This window comes from Rothia sp. HMSC078H08, from assembly GCF_001808955.1.
GTDB lineage: Bacteria > Actinomycetota > Actinomycetes > Actinomycetales > Micrococcaceae > Rothia.
Window position 1 is genome coordinate 42,778 of sequence record NZ_KV795245.1, and the last position, 18,118, is coordinate 60,895.

The window sequence follows — 18,118 nt, forward strand, 5'->3', positions numbered from 1 at the left end:
TTGAGCTGGGCTTAGCTCTTCAGCTGCGCACGTGCTCGCGAACGAACCGCCGTCACGGCCCACACCAGCACAAAAGCCGCCACCATCGACAGCACAATCGTGCCACCGGTCGGCAGGTTAAACGCCCACGACAGGTACAGGCCAACAATCGAGCAGATACCGCCGAACACCGGCGAGAACACCATCATCGAGCCCAGTCGGCGGCACGCCAGGCGGGCTGCCGACGCGGGAATCACCAGAAGCGCCAACACCAGCACATTACCGAGCGTCTGCAGGCCCAGCACCACAGAAATGGTCACCAGAACGTACAGCACAATATCCAGGGCAAGCACCGGCAGGCCCATCGCGCGGGCACTCTCACGGTCCAGGCTGACCGTCACAATTTGGCGGTGGAACAGCCACAGCACCAGCAGAATAACGGCACCCATAATCGCCGCCTGGGTAATGTCCTCATTCGAAACACCCACAATCGAGCCGAACAAGAAATCCTGCACCGACCCCGAATAGCCCGGCGCCAAGGAAATAATCACAATACCCAACGCAAAAGATGCGGCAAAGAAAATACCAATGACCGAATCCTCGCGCAGCCGCTGATTCTGGCTAAAAATAGCCACAAGAATAGCCGTGACCACGCCCGCCGTCAGGCCACCCACCATCAGGTTGCCGCCCAACACGAACGCCACCGCAAGACCCGGGAACACCGAGTGTGCCACCGCATCGCCAATGAAGACCATGCCGCGCATCAGCACGTGACAGCCCACCACACCGGTGACCACCGACGCGAGCAGTACCGCCGCCAGGGCACGCGGAAGAAACGCCAGAGACGGGTTGAACAGGTCGGCAAGAAAATCGATAGGAGTAATCAACGGGCACCCCCGGTAGAAGCAGTATGGGCGGGGGAGAGAGAATGATCAGAAGCGCAGGAATCCGGCAGCTCGTGGCCGTACTCATCCAACGCACCACCGGCACAGGTGAAGCCCGTGCGGGCGTGGCCCTGTGCCTCCTCAATGTCGTGGCCGTGCAACCACGTATGCAGCTGCTCCAGGCTGAAGGAGTCCGCCGGACCATCCAGGTGAATATTGCCGCGCACACCGCATAGACGCGAGCAGGACTCACGCGCCGCCAGCATGTCGTGCGTAGACATCAGAATGGTGATGCCCTCATCCGCCAACTCGCGGTACAGGCGAGTCAGAGTGGTCTGAGTCGGCGCGTCCACGCCCGTAAACGGCTCATCCAGCAGCAGTAGGGAGGGGTTCGCTGCCAAAGCGCGCGCCAAAAGAACCCTCTGACGCTGACCACCGGAAAGCTCCGCAATGGAAGCATCCTGCAGGTGCAGGACATCGGTGCGTTCCATCGCCGAAAAGACCTGCACCCAATCTTTCTTCGCCGGGCGGCGGAAGAACCCAATCTCACGCACGCGGCCGGTCATCACCGTATCCTTAACGGTCAGCGGAAAATCCCACTGGAACTGGTGTTTCTGCGGCACGTAACCGATGTGCGCACGCGCCGCGCGGGGCGACTCGCCCAACACGCGAACCTGCCCGGATGCGGGGCGAATCAGGCCCAAAATGGTGCGCAGCAGCGTGGTCTTACCGGCACCATTAGCACCAATCAGACCCGCAAACTCGCCGCGCTCCAGGGTCAGGGACAGATCCTTGAGGATGGAACGGCGCGCGTAGCCGGCGTACAGGTTTGAAATCTCTAGGACGGGCTCAGTACCCGCTGTTACCGATGCGCTCACGAACGGTCACCGCGCACTTCATCCAGAGCCTCACGCTGAGCGGAGGCGCGGCGGCGACGGGAGGCGATGAACGCGCCCACGCCCACCACGACCACGATGCCAGCGACAATAGGACTCCAGGAAATCGTGAACTCAGCACGGAAACCGCTCTGGTCACTCGCTGCGGCGGCAGAAGAAGAACCGGATGCCTGTGCACCAGACGCCTGGGTACCGGCGGCCTGAGAAGCAGAAGAAGCTGAACCCGAGGATGCAGAACCCGAGGAACCGCGAGCCTGCGCCTCCATCGCGTACAGGGCATCAGCGCTCGCAGAATCACCCACCGCAAACTTCAGGTAGCGGGTATCAGACACGGTCGAACCGTCAGACAGCTCAGCACTCGCGGTAACCTTCAGCAGGTACTCGCCGGGAGCGGTGAACACCCAGTTCGCGTGGGTGTGAGTGTTCTTCTCCACCCACAGTTTCTGCGGCTCATTCTTGGTCGAGGACCACAGCACCTGCGGTGCCGAGAAGTTGCCGTTCTCCAGGTACAGGCTAAAAGTGCCGGGGCCGCTCACCTGCTCCAGGGTCAGGTTCACGCCGCGGTTCAGCTTGGACACCAGCTGCGGATCCTGAGTGTTCCAACCCGGCCAAATCACGCCCTTAGTTTCGGTCTGCGGAATAACGTACACCTTAGAGCCGGCGGGCGCACCCACGAAGGAGTAGCGCGGGTCGTTTGGCACCTCAAGGATTGCCTGGTCGCTACCGCGGTAGATGACCTCGTCCAGGCTGCGCCAGACGGGGGTTTCACCGTGGTCGTCGTGGAGCATGAGCTCAAACTTGCCGTTGTTGAAACGAGGACCCATATCCACGTGACCGGCAGAAATTTCGGTGCGGCCGGATGCGACCGGCTGCTCAGCCGACAGGGTCTGGGTGAGGGCGCGCTCGCCGCGGCTGAGGTTGCTGTCGCTCGGCTGAGCCGAGGCGCTCTCAGCGGTTGCCTCAGCGGTTGCCGGGGTGGTCTCCGCGTGTGCCACACCCAGGGGTGCGAGCATGAGGCTGGCACCCAGAGCCAGGGCGGGCAGGGCGCGGCTACGCGAGGAGCGGGAGGGGGTGGTTGAGTTCATCATGAGGACTTCCTTGGATCATGACCGAAACGGTGTGTGAAAGATTATCTATATGCTAATACGGCTATATAAGCTTGTGGGTAGCTTAAAACCGGGTTATGAGGTGCTTGCCTCCGAGCAGCTAGCACCCGAAGAATCGCCGCCAGAACTAGCCCCCGAGCACAGCGCAATCGTGTGAGCATTCGCCAACATCATCTGTGCGTAGTGAGGAGCCTGCGCATCCAGGGTATCCGAATAGAGCACCCCGGTACGCACCTGAGCCTCCCGAGCCAACTCCGTGAGAACCGGTGAACGCATCGCCGTGGACTTGTCCAGATAAATTGCTGGAACCTTCAAATCCTCGACCGTGCGACGCAGGCGCTGACGCTGCTGAATGCTCGGCTCGCCGCTGGCACTGGCACTCACGAAACCGGCAATGTGCAACCCGTAGGTGCTCGCCAGGTAGCGGTAGCCGTCGTGCGTGGTGACCAGGTTGCGTGCCGACTCCGGCAGGCCTCCGTACACCTGACGCAGCTGAGCGTCCAGGGCGTCGAGCTCCTTCATGACCTGCTCGGTGCGGGTCGCGTACTCGCTCGCACCCTCCGGATCGGCGGAGGTGAGCGCGTCACGAATGACCTGCACGCTCGCCTTCGCGTTCGGCACCGAATGCCAAATGTGCGGGTCGATTTCGCCGTGCACGTGCTTGCCCAGAACGGCCTGCGCCAGCAGGTACACCTGACCGCGATGCTCCGAAGCACCCGAACGCAGGAAACGGTAGCTACCGCCGGCGGGCACCTCCTGCAGGGTGCGGGAGGGGACCGCGACCACGGTGCGGTTCAGTTCGTACTCTACGGCGCCCTGGGAGGAATCCGCGCGAAGCACGAGCCTGCCGTCGCCGGTGCGTGCCGTAATATCGGCGTGACCTGCGGAAAGAACCTTGATGTCCGAGGCAGAAACGTTCTGTTCCTTCGCCAAACGGTCCACCAGCTGTTGCGGGTCACGACCAACCGCGCAGTACAGGGTGCCGCGCGAAGAACGCACCGACTCCGGCGCATTGACCGCGGTGGCGCTCAGCTCAATGGCGTACTCGCCGGCATCACTAAACGCCCACGACAGGTGCGTATGCGCCTGCAACGGAAGCTCCAGCGAACCCATATCGCCGGTACGGATCGCGGTGTCCCCCTCACGGGTGAGGTTCACGCCGCGCGCATGCGAATCGCACAGCATCTCCACCGCACCGAAGGTCTGCGTAATGAACGCCGCCAACTGCGCATTCGACGAATCGGTAGAGGTCCGTGCCCGCACGCTGTGCACCTCAAAGCGCATTCCCGCATCCGAAGAATCGGCGGGGGCAGATTCGTTCTGCCCGCCCTCTTCAACACGCAAACCCAGCCAGATGGAGTCCAGGGAGGCATCCTCAACAATGGCTTCGAGCTTGCCGCCGTACTGCTCAATCTTCTCCGCAACCGCCACGGACACAACGCCTGCGGGCAGGTTCGCCTCAACCATTTTGGAGAGCTTACGCTGCTCCAGCAGCAGGCCGTTCGTCAGGGCGCAGCGGGCGTAGGCGACATCGCGGATATCGCGCAGGCTCGGCTCATACGAGTGCGGGTCAGCACCGGCAGGCACGAGGGAGTGCACGCTGGCGCGCTCCCCGGCAATCTGCTGCGCCAAGTCCGCCAGGATCGGGGTCGTGGCGACCACGCGCATCCGGTCGGAGGATGCGTTCACGGTGCTGGCGCATCCGCTCAGTGCGAAGGCACCAGCCCCCACCCCCGCACCCACCGCAATACGGGAGGCGAGGGTGAGGGCGGTTCGCCGACTATAAGCGTGTGCGCGGTTGCCGGTATGCCCGCTATGCGGTGTCACCGCTGCGGCCCTTTCGGCGTGCCGAACGCAGAATCATGGCACCGAGTGCCAGTGCCAGAATGGAGGTGCTGACCATGAACGGGTCGATGACCACACCGGTGTTCGGCAGCTTACCTGCGGCGGCTGCCTTCTGGGCGTTGGCGAGTTCCTGGCTGGTCAGAGCGCAATCCTCGCCGGAGGCGGTCTTACCGACGATGCGCACCTTGGATCCGTCGGGCTTGGTGACGATGCCGGTGGCTTCGTCGACGGTGCCGTTGACGGGGTTCTTTGCGGTGCTCTTCTCGCCGCCGTTGTTGGCGCCGTTAGCGCTGTTAGCGTTGCCACCGTCCTGCTTGGTGTCTGCCGCACCCTGCGCGTTGTTGCTTGCCGGGGCGTTATCGGGGTTGCCGACGGTGAAGTGCAGAACCGATTCGCTGCTGACCTGCTGACCGTTCTTCAGGCGTGCCGTCCAGCCGATGGTCACGGTGTAGCGACCCTCAGCGGTGAACACCCAGTTGCTGTGCTGGTGGGTGTTTGCGGGCACCTGGAAGGAGCCGCCGCTACGCGAATCGAAGACCTGCTGACCGGCGGAACCGAAGTTGCCGGAGAGGAAGGTGGACATCGTGCCGGGGCCCTCAAAACCGTTGAGGCTCATGGTAACGGGGCCGTCGAGCTGCTTGAGCAGTTCGGGGTCCTGGGTGCTCCAGCCAAGCCAGGGCACGCCCTGCTGCTGGGTTGCACCAATCATGTGCACGGGGGTGCCCGCCGGGGCGATATTCTCCATGCCTGCGGGCAGGTTGATCTTTGCGGCGTCATTGAGCACGAACTCGAGGGCGCCGGGGGAGACGTGGCGGGCGGGGCTGGTGCGGTCGTCCTTCACGCTGCTGGTGAGGTTGCCGCCGTTGAGGATCGGGCCTACGTCGAAGTGGCCGTGGGTGACTTCTTCACGGCCGCTGTGCTCGGCGGTGTTGACCACGGCGAGGGTGGGGATGCTGGTCGGTGCCTGGGCTGCCTGGTTGCTCTGCTTGTTGTCCTTCTGGGCGTCCTTGGAGTCCTTGGCATCTTCGGCGGGAACCTCGGTGGCGATGCACTGCTGGTTCAGGCTGCCGGGCAGACCGGAGGACAGCACACCGTTGCCGGTAATGCCGCCGCCGTTGCTGGGTGCGCTGATGTTCTGGGCGTTGGAGCCCTTCACACTGGATCCCTTCGCGCTGGTGGCATTGCCGTCCTTGTTTTCACCCTTGTCAGAGCCGTTATTGGTGTTGTCGGTGCCGCTGATAGCGGTTACACCGGATCCGCCCTGGGATGCCTGCTCACCATTCGCCGCCGCCTTTGCGCCGTTCGGGTCGGTCACCTGCGCGGCATTCTGACCGTTCACGGATCCATCCACGCGGCGAATACCGGTGGATGCACTCGCCTCAGCAGATGCACTCGCCTCAGCACTTGCGGAGGTAGATGCGCTGGGGCTGCCGGTGGCGCTCTCGGTGGCGGTGGAGGTCGCCTCGGGGGTAGTGGTTGCCTCGCTCGTGGCGTCCTTGGTTGCTTCCTTTGCGGCGTTCTGCGCGTTCAGGAGCTTGAAGCCTTCCTCAGCGTTAGTGCCCACGGCGATGGTGTAGGTTGCCTCGGAGCTGACCGGGGTGCCGTCGGCAAGGGTTGCGGTGGCGCGGAACGTCAGCTGGTAGATGCCCTTGCGGGTGAATGCCCAGCTGAGGTGCTCGTGGCCGCCAGCGGTGATGGTGTGCGGTGCGAGCTGGTCGTTGGTGCTGAAGACGCGCGGGTTGTCGCGGCCGGATTCGGTGAAGACTTCGGCGCGGCCGCCTTCGGGTACGCTGCTGCGCACGAGTTGAAGGTTGATGGTGTTGTCCTTGAGTGCGCCGGGGCGGATTCCTTCCGCACCGAGGCCGGGGTAGAGCAGGCCGCGGGTGCGGGTGGAGGGAATGTAGAAGATGTCGGTGCCTTCGGGGGCAATGTAGTCGTAGCCTGCTACGACGTTGGTGTGTGCGTCCTCGACGTCGGGCAGGTGGAAGACGGTGCGGGCGGGGTTGAATCGTCCCTGCTGGCCGGGGCCGGTGTCTGCGAGGGTGGCGAGGGTGAACTGGTTGCCGTCGAGGAATGCGTTGAGCATTTCGGTGTGTACGCCCGCGATGACGTAGTCACCTTCGTAGTTGACGTAGGCGCGCGACTCGGTGCCTGCCTGGGTGCCAGCCTGGTTTTCCTGCGCCTGGTTTTCCTGCGCCTGTGCGGCGGTGAAGGTGCCGACCTGGGGCAGGGCGAGGGGCGCCCCGAGTGCGAGGGTGCATCCGAGGGTGGTTGCGCTGAGTAGGCTCAGGGGTTTGGTGCGTCCTTGCATGGTGGCTCCTTGGATGACTGCTCGTTGGCTGGCGCGTTGCCCGATGCTTTCGGGGCTTGCCCGGTGCTGGGTCCGGCGGCCTGTTGCCGGTTTCTCCCCTGCGTCCGGGGTGCGCTCTGCCGTGTTTTTCTCTTTGTGGATGTACGTGGTGTGCGTTTTGGGCGCGCCTCGGCGCACACGTGTTTCTGAGAATCACTATACTCACTTAGGTTCTAAATGACAATTATTTGCAAAAGAGCTACCCTAGGAAATAGAAAAATGAGAAAGGTTGTCATGAGCTCTCAGAAGCAGATCCAACGACGGGTCACCACACACACCCCCGCACTCTTCGTCCCCGGCGGCAAGCCCGCCCTCCGTCGCGCAGCCGCATTCCTCTCCGCCGCAGCGCTGCTCGCGCTCGCCGGCGCTGCCCCCTCCCTGCCCGCCGCAGCAGGCCCCGACGACGGCAAAATCGTCACCACCAAGGGCCACGTTGACGCCCCCAAGGCATACTGGGACGAGCAGAACGGCACCTTCGTCCTCATGAACGAGGCGAACCCCTACAAGACCGGCGCAGACACCTACGAACTGGACAAGACCGTCAACTGGGTCGGCAAGGGCTACAGCACCAGGGACGGCAAGTCGCAGTACACCATGACCCTGGGCGACTCGCCCTCCCTGGCGTTCCTCGGCGAACCCGGACAGACCCTCTACATGGCACCGCACCTGACCTACGGCAACCAGGACCCCATCTGGGCTGGCCTGGGCGCATCCACGAAGGTGCCCACCGAGCGTTTCCGTGACGGCGTGTTCGCTACCGACATTCTCTCCGTTGAGGGCCCCGGCCGCATGGAGCTCTTCCGCTACAACCCGGACGACGCCCCCGCCGACGTGTACCGCATGCTCTCCAGCAGCTCCACCGGCTGGCACTCCTGGCTGCTCGACAAGGGTAGCCACACCCACAACACCACGACCTTCACCCGCCCCGGCCGCTACGTGGTCACCTACCGCACCGTGGCGCGCTCCACCGACGGTCGCATCATTAGCTCCAAGCCGTCGAAGCTGGTCTGGCAGGTTGGCGGCATGCAGCCCGTGCTCGGTGACGGCACCCCCACCGCCGTGCCCACCGTCGACCGCTACAATGCGGCACCCGTCGGTGACCTGGACGCTGCAAAGTACATGCTGTCCGTGGCACCGCACCGCCTGGACGCTGACCCGGCTAAGAACAAGGACGCCGACGACAAGCTCAGCGACATCACCTTCACCGCCGCGAACAAGAACCTCAAGGGCACCCTGACCCTGTACAACAACGGCTACTTCCTGACCGACCTGCCGGTCGTGAATGGTACCGCCACCTGGTCTGAAATGCTCGGTAGCGAGGGCTCCCAGCTGCAGGCGGTCTTCACCCCCGACACCTCCGACGCGAACAGCGCGGAGGCGTCCCGCTGGATCTCGCACAAGCTCACCTACGAGCCCGGCAAGGCTGAGAGCGTGTACAGCGACGACGGTAACGGCTCCTGGCCCGAAGAAATCCCGGATCAGGCGAACACCGTGCTCAGCACCGGGCAGTACACGCCGACCAGCATGGACTACGACGTGACCGTCACCCCAAACGGCAACGGCTTCAGCACCGTTGAGGTCCGCTTCAAGGACCCGAAGGTACGAGGCTTCCTGCGCGGCGGCTTCTACGCCCAGGACGACCCGGTCTACCCGTACCTCGACCTGGAAGGCTCCGTTGAGGATGGCGTGGCGCGCTTTACCTTCCGTGACGAGTCGTTCTACAAGGGCACGGCTCTGCGCGTGAAGATGCTGACCCACCCGGATATGAACGCTTCCGCCTCCACCACTGAGGTTGCGGCGAACTACGAGCCGGGCACCAAGTACACCGCGCACGGTGCGTTGGCTCCGGATAGTGCACCCATTAGCGATGCGCCGAAGCCTGCTCCGGTGGATCCGTCGCCGAGCGCTGAGCCTACCGTCGCGCCCTCTGCCGAGCCTTCTGCTGAGCCGAGCGAGGCTCCCTCCGAGGCTCCGACCGCTGAGCCCAGCACCGTTCCGTCGGTGTCCCCCAGCGAGGTTCCGACCGTGCCTGCGGTGCCGACCGCCTCCGCAGAACCGAGCGTACCTGCTCCGGCACCCTCCACTCCGGCACCGTCTAGCCCCGCGCCCGCGAACCCGACCCCGAGCGCCCCGGCACCCTCCGCTGAGCCGTCCACCCCCGGAACCCCCGGTAACCAGTGCGTGCCCGGCAAGATTGACGGTCGCACCAAGATCTCGCACGGCCACCTGGACATTCAGGCAACTCTGAAGGACCGCCAGCTGTCCGTGGGCCTGCGTGACGACAGCGGCATCATTGACGCTGATTCGACCGTGCGCCCGCTTGATTCGGTCGTGTGGACGGTCAGCGAGAATGCCCGCCGTGTACGCACCGAACGTATGGCTGATGAGAAGCTGAACTTCATGGGCCCGGTCGGCACCGCCTTCTACGGTCTGCCGCAGACCCAGCAGAGCGGCCTGCCTTGGCCCGGCTACAACACGCAGGACATTGACTACTCGCAGCTGCGCGGCCCCGTGCGCCTGCACGTGGTTCCGAAGGTCATGCCTGAGGGTGCACGCTTCGGCATGTTCACTGAGTCGCTGAACGGTGCGGATGTGCTGCTGGATTCGACGACCGGCAAGACCACGATCGACATTGATTACGCGACGCACGCACACGCGAACTGGGTGTTCTCTGAGCCCGGCCAGTACATGTTTGACGTGCACTATTCTGCGACCCTGGCTGATGGTACTGAGGTGAACAGCCCGGTGCAGCAGCTTGCGGTTGCTGTGGGTAAGAAGGCGTCGGATGCGTGCTCGTTTGAGACTGCCGTGCCGAAGGACCCGAACGCTGCGTCGGATGACTTTAGCGGTGTGCGCCGTGTGGATTCGGCAACCCCGGGCGGTACCGCTGGTGCTAACCAGCCCGGCTCCGCGCAGTCTGGTGCCGCGCAGGGTGGTCAGTCCGGTCAGGCTGGTGCTTCTGGTGCTGCCGGTGATGTGAACGCGCAGGGCTCCTCTGACGGTTCGGCTGATGGTTCTGCTGGCGGCGTGTACCCGGGTGGTATTTCCGGTGGTGGTACCGGTGGCGGCTCCCTGGGTCAGTCCGGTGTGTCTGCTGCGTCGGGTGGCGTGAGCTCCCAGCAGGGCGGCCTGGCGCGTACTGGTTTCGGTGCGGTGTCTGTGGCTGTGGGTGGCGCACTGGTGCTCGGTGCGGGCACCGTGATGGTACTGCGTTCTCGCCGCCGCGCTTCGTAGCGCTCGCCGCGTGAGGATACGCTGATACGATAAAGCCCCCGCGGCTGAGAGGATGACTCTCGGCCGCGGGGGCTTTCTCTATTCGGTGCTCCAGGAGTTATCCGGACGGTCCAGATACATAACGCTCACGGAAGATAGGACTGAGGGGCGCTCGCAGGCACACGGCTGCTGTGCGTGAACGCCCCCACCCATCAGTGGCTAATCATGGAACCAAATAAGCCGGTTTACTTATCCATCTCGTAGACCCAACCGCCAGCGTTGCAATAACGCTTACCGTCCTTCTCAGTGATGTAGTAGCCGGGCTCGTGGTTCTCGCACTTCTGGATAACCTCACGGGCCTCTCGGTTAGACTTTTCAAGGTTCGCCGCACGAATCTGGAAGAAAGCAAACGTAGCAATGTACGCTACCAGAACCAGCACGAGAGCAGCAATCGCCATGCCCTTACCCTTGCCGGTGCCATTCTTGACCATGACCAGAGCGATTACAGCGAAAATAATGGTCGGGATGGTCAGGAACGAACCGATCACAAAAATGCCGGTCAGGGCGGAAATAATGCCCAAGACGAGTGCGGTTACTGCCGCCCACTTCTTTTTCGGTGCCTCGACGGGTGCGCCGTATGCGGGCTGTGTAGCGGGTGCCTGCTGGGTGAATTGCGGCTGCTGCGGTGCAGCCGGCTGCGGGGTGTTTTCAGACATGAAAGTCCTCATTTCGTATGTGGTTGGTGAATATCCGGAAGCGCACCACCCGAAGGTGGCGTACCTTTCCCAAGGATACCGTAGCGGGAGAAATCCCTTGATGGGAGTAGATAAATGTATATGCACGCACTGCTGTGCAATGTCTACTATGAGAAATTTTTCTCACAACAGGGTGCAGAGGGTGCGCTTTGCCGCGAAATAGTGTAATGTTCGAAGTGGTGCAAAGCACTAACGGTGCGTATTTGATATTCGCGTATCTAATGCACATCTTCCGGCAACTCAACGACGAAAGAGGAACATCGTGTCCGATCGCGTACTCTCATCGCAGGCAGCCAAGGATGCCATTACTGCTCTCCAGAACATCATCAATGGCGGTCTGCAGAACGAAATCAACAACCTCAACCAGCAGGGTAACCAGCTGAAGGACCCCAACAACTGGGACGGCCCCCTGGCTGAGCGTTTCCGCAATGACACCTGGCCCGGCGTAGAAAACACCCTGCGTAACCTGACTCAGGAACTGACTGACCTGCGCGAGCAGCTCAACCAGATTTCTACCGATATCTTCCAGGCAGGTGGCGGCTCCTAAGCCTTCCCTGGTAAACGCCGTTTACCGCCCCGCTCCCCGGCTACGGGGCGGTGAGCGGTAGGCGGCGTTTTCTGTTATTCGGCTTCAACGCACGTCGTATCTAGGCGCAGTAAATGTGCTTGCTAGGACGTGTTTAATCACCACACTTCCGTACTAACCACACCGAAAGACAACAGAGCATGAATCTGAATACTGAAAAAGTCAAGTACGATGATGCTACGTCGGATGCCCTTGCCAATGCCTGCCGCACCGTTGCGCAGAATATTGATAATGCATTACCCTCCCTCAAGAGCTCGCTGACAACAGCTTTGGAGGACTTTAAAGGTCACTACGCTGATGTTGCGGCGGCAAATATTGATACCACCATTAGCGATGGTCGTGATATCGCCAGCATCTTCCGTCAACTGGCTGATGTGGTGGACCGCCTCAAAGAGTCAGCTCATAAGGAAAATGAGAACCGCGACCTTATGTACCACTATGAGCATGACTTGGGTGGTATCCGCAAATGGTGGGTTGAAACGTTCGGAGGTGAACCGCCTAAGCCGACATCGTATAAGCCGGATACCTCGATTGACACCACATCGCTAGGTCATCGTGAGAGCACTGAGACCCGCTCAGGGAGTATGACTGTTTCTTCGGCGCGCCCTTCGACCGTGCGTGCTCTCTCTAATACTCTGGCGAACCTTGGTACTAGCTTTGACGCTGAGCCCGGCAAGCTGCGTAACCTTTCCACAGAGTTTATGGTTAAGTGCCAGTGGGGCTCCGTCGATGCTGAAAATCTCATCAGCACGTTTGAAACGTGGAATAAGTCGAACGCTAATGATAAGACTTGGCTGGGTATCGTAGCCGATACTTTTGAAAAGTACGGTAGCTCGGGCGAGGTTATCACCGTTGCCAATTCCACTCTGGAAGGTGCAATCAGTGCAGCTGGCGTTAGTACTGAGCGCCATGATTTGGAAGTTCCAGCGCCGGCTGTAGTAGGAATGTCCACCACAAGCGGTTATGTGAACGACCCCGTGAACGTTGCGACCGGTAACTTCATTGAAGAAGAGACCGACATGGCGTTCTCCGGTGTGGTTTCTGCCTGCTCTGTAACCCGCATGTACAACAGTGTGACCGTGTTCGGTCAGCACGCTGTATCCGGTGTGTTCGGCGCGGGCTGGTCCTCGAATATTGAGAGCCGCGTGCAGCTGAACGATGAGAATGCTGTCTGGACGATGGCTGACGGTCGTGAGGTTACCTTCGACCGAATGATTCGTGAGGACGGCACCCACGGTTACGCTCGCGCTCCGCGTGAGGCGTGGTGGCTTGAAGAGCTGCCCCTCACCCAGCTGATGGGTGAAGAGGGCTCTATTGCTGACCCCTCTCTGCGCTATATTTTGCACGCTACGGGCTATGAAGCCTCGTCCCTGCTGCGCATCTCCGACAACGCTGGAACTCAGCACATTTTTAGCCTCACCGGTGTTTACCTGGGCATGAGCGCTGGAGCAGGTACTGCTGTCGCGTACCTGCGCGATGAGGACGGCCGTGTTGGCGCTATCGTGCATCAGCGCGGTGCACGTATCAACGTGGAGTACACCGAAGGCGGCCTTGTTAGCGCTATTCACTCTTCACGCGGTCAGTCTGTGCGTTACGAGTACGTCACCCTTGATGGTCGTACTCACCTGTGCGCTGTGCACGGTGATGCCGGTACCCGCCGTTATGAACATGATGCTGCCGGTCTGATCCACCGCGTGGTGGCTAGTACTGGCACTGTTGAGGTGACTAACTACTACGACCCTGCCGGTCGTATTACTGAGCAGGACACCGAATACGGTCGTCGTGTTCGCTACCGCTACCTGCCGAACGGCATTACTGACGTTTCGAATGAGGACGCTTCCTACACTAACCTGTGGGTTAATGACCAGTACGCACGTCTAACCGCTATTGTTGACGCGGAAGGCGGGCGTACTAGCTATGCCTACGATGACTTTGGCAACCGCGTGAGCGTGGTGGACCGCGATGGTTCCCGTACTACTCGCTACAGCGATGAGCGCGGCCGTATTATTCGTGAGGTCACCGATGAGGGTGCTGAAACCCTCTTCGCGTATGACGAACATGACCGCGTGGTCTCCGTGGCAATGAGTGCTATTGAGACGGACCCGCGCGCTCGCCGTGCCGCCCGTCTGGCTCGTCGTGCCCGCCTGGAGGCTGAGGCTCAGGGCAACACCCTCGATGAGGCTGCTTCGGGGCAGGAGTCTGCCCAGAGCCCTACCGTAAGCCCGATGACTACGGTGACTTACAAGTACGCCAACGATTTTGAGCGTAACCCCTCTTCCATGACTGATGGCAACGGTCATGTGACCCGTTTTGAGTGGGCTGACGGCCTGCTACAGCGTGTGGTGAGCCCTGAGGGCGTTACCGTCTCCTTTGAGTATGGCGAGTTCGGTCTGCTGACCGGTATTCGTAATGCTGAGCAGCAGCTGACCCGTTGTGAGTATTCTGCTGCGGGTCACCTAGTGAAGATCGTTTCTGCTCTTGGGTTGGAGACTGAGTTCACCTATGATTCCGCCGGTCACATGGTGTGCCGTCAGGACCCGGATGGTTCCCGCTGGCGTTTTGAGTACGCTGCTGGTGGTCGTCTGGTGGCTTCGGTGGACCCTGCTGGTGCTCGTACCGAGTATGAGTACGGTCCGAGCGGTGACATTGTTGCCATGGTTGACCCGCTAGGTCGCCGCATGGAGCGTTCCTTTGATACGAACGGCAATATTGACCGCATTACCCTGCCGGGTGGTGCGCAGTTCAGCTACGCCTACGATGGTTTGATGCGCCTGGTCCGCACCATTGACCCTGCCGGTGGTGTGTGGACTCGCGAGTATGATGCCGCGAGCACCCTGACCGCGTTGATTGACCCGACCGGTGTGAGTGTACGTACTTCTGTTGATTCCTCGCGTAAGACCTTCACTACTAATGATGGTGTTGACCGCGTGCGTATCTCGTGTGACCACCTGGGCCGCCCGGTGCGTAGCGAGGTTCTCTCTGAGGATTCTGGCCCGCAGGTTAGTGCAGATGCTGACGACCCGACTGTCTCCACGATGGTTTACGACGGTGCGGGTAACCCCGTGCAGGTTCTGGACGCTGAGGGCGGTCTGAGCCGCTACGAGTACAACGGCTCGAACCAGATGGTGCGCATGATTTCCCCTGCGGGCCGTGTGACCGAGTACAGCTACGATGCGTGCGGTCGACTGGCTGCAACCTACGAGGCTGCCGGCACTGCTGAGCAGTCTGTGACTCGCTACGAGTACGACGCTGATTCCCGACTGATTCGCCAGGTGTACGGTGACGGTTCCGAAGCGCGCGTTCGCTATGACGCGTGCGGTCGTGTGCTGTCCATTACCGGTTCCGGTGTGGCTTCTCCGGTGTTCTACACCTGGGATTCCTGTGGCCGCGTGAAGAGCATCCGCGATAACAAGTGGGGTACTCGTTCGTTCACCTATGATGCCGCTTCCCAGGTGGTTGCGGTGACTAACGGTGCCGGTGGCGTGACCCATTACCGCTATGACGAGGCGGGTAACGTTACCTCCGTGATGGACCCTGCCGGTCGCATTACCAGCTACGAGTATGACCTGATGGGCAATGTTCTGGCGGTAACCAATCCGCTGGGTGTGCGCACTACCTCTACCTATGATGCTGCCGGTCGTCTGCTGACCAGCACTGACGGTAATGGTGCTGTACATTCCTTCGGTTATGACCGTGACGGTGTTCCTTGCTCCCATTCGGTGAATGGTTCTCTGCTGTACCGTATGAAGCGTGATTCTGCGCGCCGTACGATGACGACTTATGATCACGCGGGCGTTGATGCGTTTGGCGCTCCCGTGGTGACGGTCGAGTCTTATGACCGTTTGGGTCGTCTTGTTCGTCAGCGCCGTGAGTTTGGTGCTCAGATTCCGGAGTCTTTCCGCGCCGCGTACATGGATGAGACTGGCGGCTATGAGCTGTCCTACGCGTACGATGCTGATGGTCTGCGCACTGAGTTTGTGCACCCTCTGGGTTCGAGCACTTATGCGTATGATGCTGCTGGCCGCATGGTCAAGCAGACTGACATCACCGCGTACCGCCTGGATGGAACCGCCATTACCTCTGAGTCTCGTGTGGAGTCTTCCTTCGAGTACAACGCGGTAGATGCGCTGGTGCGTGCACAGGTGTCTGACCTGGCGGGTACTTGGGTTCGTGAGTTCGGTTACCGTGGTGCGCATATGACCTCTGTGACCGAGCAGCCCGCTGTGGCAGACTCTTCTGAGGCTTTGCACACTGAGATTATTCGTGATGATTTGGGCCGTATTAGCGGCGTGGATTCGCCTGCTGGCCTGGTCATGTACACCTACACTGACGCACAGATGCTCTCTTCTGCCGTTCGCGGCACCGAGACTCTGCGTTGGACCTATGATGCCGCTGGCGCGCTGGTGCGTATTGAGTACTTTGATAGCGCCCAGCCTCAGAACGCTTGGGTGAAGGTGCTGGTCACTGACGAGGGTGCCCGCGTTCGCGCAGTATGCGTCTATGGCGTGCAGGATGAGGCGAAGGCTGGCTCCCAGTCGGCTGAGTTTGCCTCTGCTGTTGAGGATGCTCAGGCGTGGCTTCCGCAGTGCCCGGAATCCGTGGAACTTGAGGGCGTCACCCTGGTGCCGGTCTCGACGAGCGTGTTCTCCTATAACGGTAATGATTCGCGTCTTCTGCAGGTTTCTTCGGATGGTTCCGGCTCGTCGTTGACCTATGGTGCGGCTGGGTTTGTGAACTCGGTGGCGTCGTGGGGTTCTGCTGATGATTCTGCCGTGTCCTTCTCGCTGCTGTGCGCTTCTACTGATGGTCGTGTACTTGCTGCCGGTGGTGCGCCTGCTGGTGTACCCGAGTTTGGTGTGCCCTCAACCGGTGCTCGCGCTAATGCTGGTTTTGATGCTTCGGTGATGCACCCGCTGGTGTGGGATGAGAATTCGTTTGTTCCGCGTGTGCTGGGTGTGGCTGGCTCGTCGATGCCTTCTGTGGGTTCGCTGGTTCCTGGTGCTGGTTCCGGTGCTGGTTTGCTGGATCCGTATGGTTGGGCTTCTTTGGGTGTTGCTGCGCCTGCTGTGCCGTCTGCCCAGGGCGCTTCTGCTGCTGGTGCTACGCCTGTGTTGCCGGATTCGCTGGTTGGTGTTTCTGCCGCTTCGGGTGTGGTGCTGGGTTCTACCGGTTTTGAGGTGTTGGGTGCCCGCGTGGTGGATTCGCGTGTGGCTCGCTTTACGGCGCCTGATCCTTTGGTCGCGCCTGTGGGCGCTGGTTGGGGTGCTGACCCGTTCTCGCTGGTGGGTGGTAACCCGGTTTCTTTGGTGGATCCGTGGGGTTTGTCGGCGGTATCGGTGGAGGACTTTGAGAAGTATCGTGAGCAGAAAGCGTCTTCTGGCATCACCGGTTGGGTAAGGAATAACTGGGAGTACGTGGCTGGCGGTGCGATGGTTATTGCTGGTGCTGTGATTGGTGCTATCGCTGCTGGTACTGGTCCCCTTGGTGGCGCTTTACTAGGTGGCGCGTCTGGCGCACTTATGGGTGCTGGCATGTCGGTAATTGAGGATAAGCTTAAGGGTCAGCCTGTTGATTGGTCGAAAGCTGGTCAGGAAGCTGGGAAAGGTTTTGTCTCAGGTGCCATCGCAGGTGCTGTCACAGGTGGTCTGAACGGTTTGAAGAATATAGCCACTGGCGTCACAAAAATAGTCACGGCAGCAAAAGCGGCGCCAGTTGCTAAAGTTGCCCAAAATAGCTCAAAAATGGGGCAGATTCTATCGAAGGCAGGTGCAGTTAAAAATGCAGTAGTGTCGAAGGCCTCAGCTGCTAAATCTGCACTCACCTCTTACGGTAGTAAAGTGGGATCTAAACTGAATAATTCTAAAGTCTTAGAAGATATTACGAAGGAAACCTTGTCCGGCGGTATTAATAATGTTGCATCATACTCCATGGATGACACCGTAAAAGATAAGAGTCTCATGGGTGGGGTCGGTATGTTCCTCTCAGGTGGTCTAGCATCTGCAGGAGGCGCAGCTACCGGCAGCCTCTTCAAAAAGAAAATTGGTGTTAAGGGGTACGTCCCAGAAGCTACCCCATCCACTGCGACTAAGACGGCACAAAAGATTCCCGAGAGTTTTATAGTGAGGGCTGGTAAAAAAACAGCTACTATTGCTCGTGATGCTGCTATAGATTCCGGCACTGGAATGCTAAAGAACGGTATCCAGTATTCTGCTGATACGCTCGTTAAGGGTCAAGAATTCTCACCCGAAGCTCTTAAGGGGAAGACGTTAGATGTAGTCGGTAAAGATTTTATTAAAAATACAATTAAGGGCTCTGTAAAAATGGATAGTAAAAAAGCTGAATACTATCGTTTTACTGCAGCTCATACTTATAATGAGTTTAGGGTTAATCCTAGCGCCGTGATTTCTCGCGTAGCATCTAATGCAAGCGAAAGAACTTCTATTGCCACTAATCGAGCTCTTACTTGGATGATTGGTATTGACATTTCGAAATTGAAGATTTAAA

General features: G+C 60.3%; 9 protein-coding genes. 3 read left to right on the forward strand and 6 right to left on the reverse strand.

Features of this window, described 5'->3' with window-relative positions; genetic code table 11:
- Nucleotides 1-11 precede the first annotated feature (11 nt).
- From HMPREF2528_RS02005 to HMPREF2528_RS02025, 5 genes are all read right to left on the reverse strand, one after another.
- On the reverse strand, nt 12-866 hold the full coding sequence (locus HMPREF2528_RS02005; protein WP_049357170.1) for an anchored repeat-type ABC transporter permease subunit: 855 nt from the start codon (nt 864-866) through the stop codon (nt 12-14).
- The gene (locus HMPREF2528_RS02010) at nt 863-1,741 is read right to left on the reverse strand and encodes a metal ABC transporter ATP-binding protein (RefSeq protein ID WP_070541962.1); all 879 of its coding nucleotides are present in this window, start codon (nt 1,739-1,741) and stop codon (nt 863-865) included. The genes HMPREF2528_RS02005 and HMPREF2528_RS02010 overlap by 4 nt, the downstream gene beginning before the upstream one ends.
- Nucleotides 1,738-2,847: a TIGR03773 family transporter-associated surface protein gene (locus HMPREF2528_RS02015; RefSeq protein WP_070541965.1), complete on the reverse strand. Its 1,110-nt coding sequence runs from the start codon at nt 2,845-2,847 to the stop codon at nt 1,738-1,740. Before HMPREF2528_RS02015 ends, HMPREF2528_RS02010 begins: the two co-directional genes overlap by 4 nt.
- Nucleotides 2,848-2,940: 93 nt before the next feature.
- A complete protein-coding gene (locus HMPREF2528_RS02020) occupies nt 2,941-4,692 on the reverse strand; it encodes an anchored repeat ABC transporter, substrate-binding protein (protein ID WP_070541969.1) in 1,752 nt (583 codons plus the stop codon).
- Nucleotides 4,679-7,021 (reverse strand): TIGR03773 family transporter-associated surface protein, encoded by a 2,343-nt coding sequence (locus HMPREF2528_RS02025; RefSeq protein ID WP_070541973.1) that lies wholly within the window; start codon nt 7,019-7,021, stop codon nt 4,679-4,681. The genes HMPREF2528_RS02020 and HMPREF2528_RS02025 overlap by 14 nt, the downstream gene beginning before the upstream one ends.
- Before the next feature lie 273 nt (nt 7,022-7,294).
- Here HMPREF2528_RS02025 and HMPREF2528_RS02030 point away from each other — a divergent pair, with 273 nt between their 5' ends.
- On the forward strand, nt 7,295-10,294 hold the full coding sequence (locus HMPREF2528_RS02030) for a choice-of-anchor M domain-containing protein (protein WP_070541976.1): 3,000 nt from the start codon (nt 7,295-7,297) through the stop codon (nt 10,292-10,294).
- 224 nt (nt 10,295-10,518) lie between these two features.
- On the opposite strand, the gene HMPREF2528_RS02035 is transcribed toward HMPREF2528_RS02030, so the two are convergent.
- On the reverse strand, nt 10,519-10,989 hold the full coding sequence (locus HMPREF2528_RS02035) for a DUF4190 domain-containing protein (RefSeq protein WP_070541978.1): 471 nt from the start codon (nt 10,987-10,989) through the stop codon (nt 10,519-10,521).
- A 301-nt stretch (nt 10,990-11,290) separates the two neighbouring features.
- On the opposite strand from HMPREF2528_RS02035, the gene HMPREF2528_RS02040 reads away from it, so the two are divergent.
- A complete protein-coding gene (locus HMPREF2528_RS02040; protein WP_005507345.1) occupies nt 11,291-11,575 on the forward strand; it encodes a pyrophosphorylase in 285 nt (94 codons plus the stop codon).
- Nucleotides 11,576-11,754: 179 nt separating this feature from the next.
- The gene (locus tag HMPREF2528_RS02045) at nt 11,755-18,117 is read left to right on the forward strand and encodes a DUF6531 domain-containing protein (protein WP_083297863.1); all 6,363 of its coding nucleotides are present in this window, start codon (nt 11,755-11,757) and stop codon (nt 18,115-18,117) included.
- The last annotated feature ends 1 nt before the right edge of the window (nt 18,118 follow it).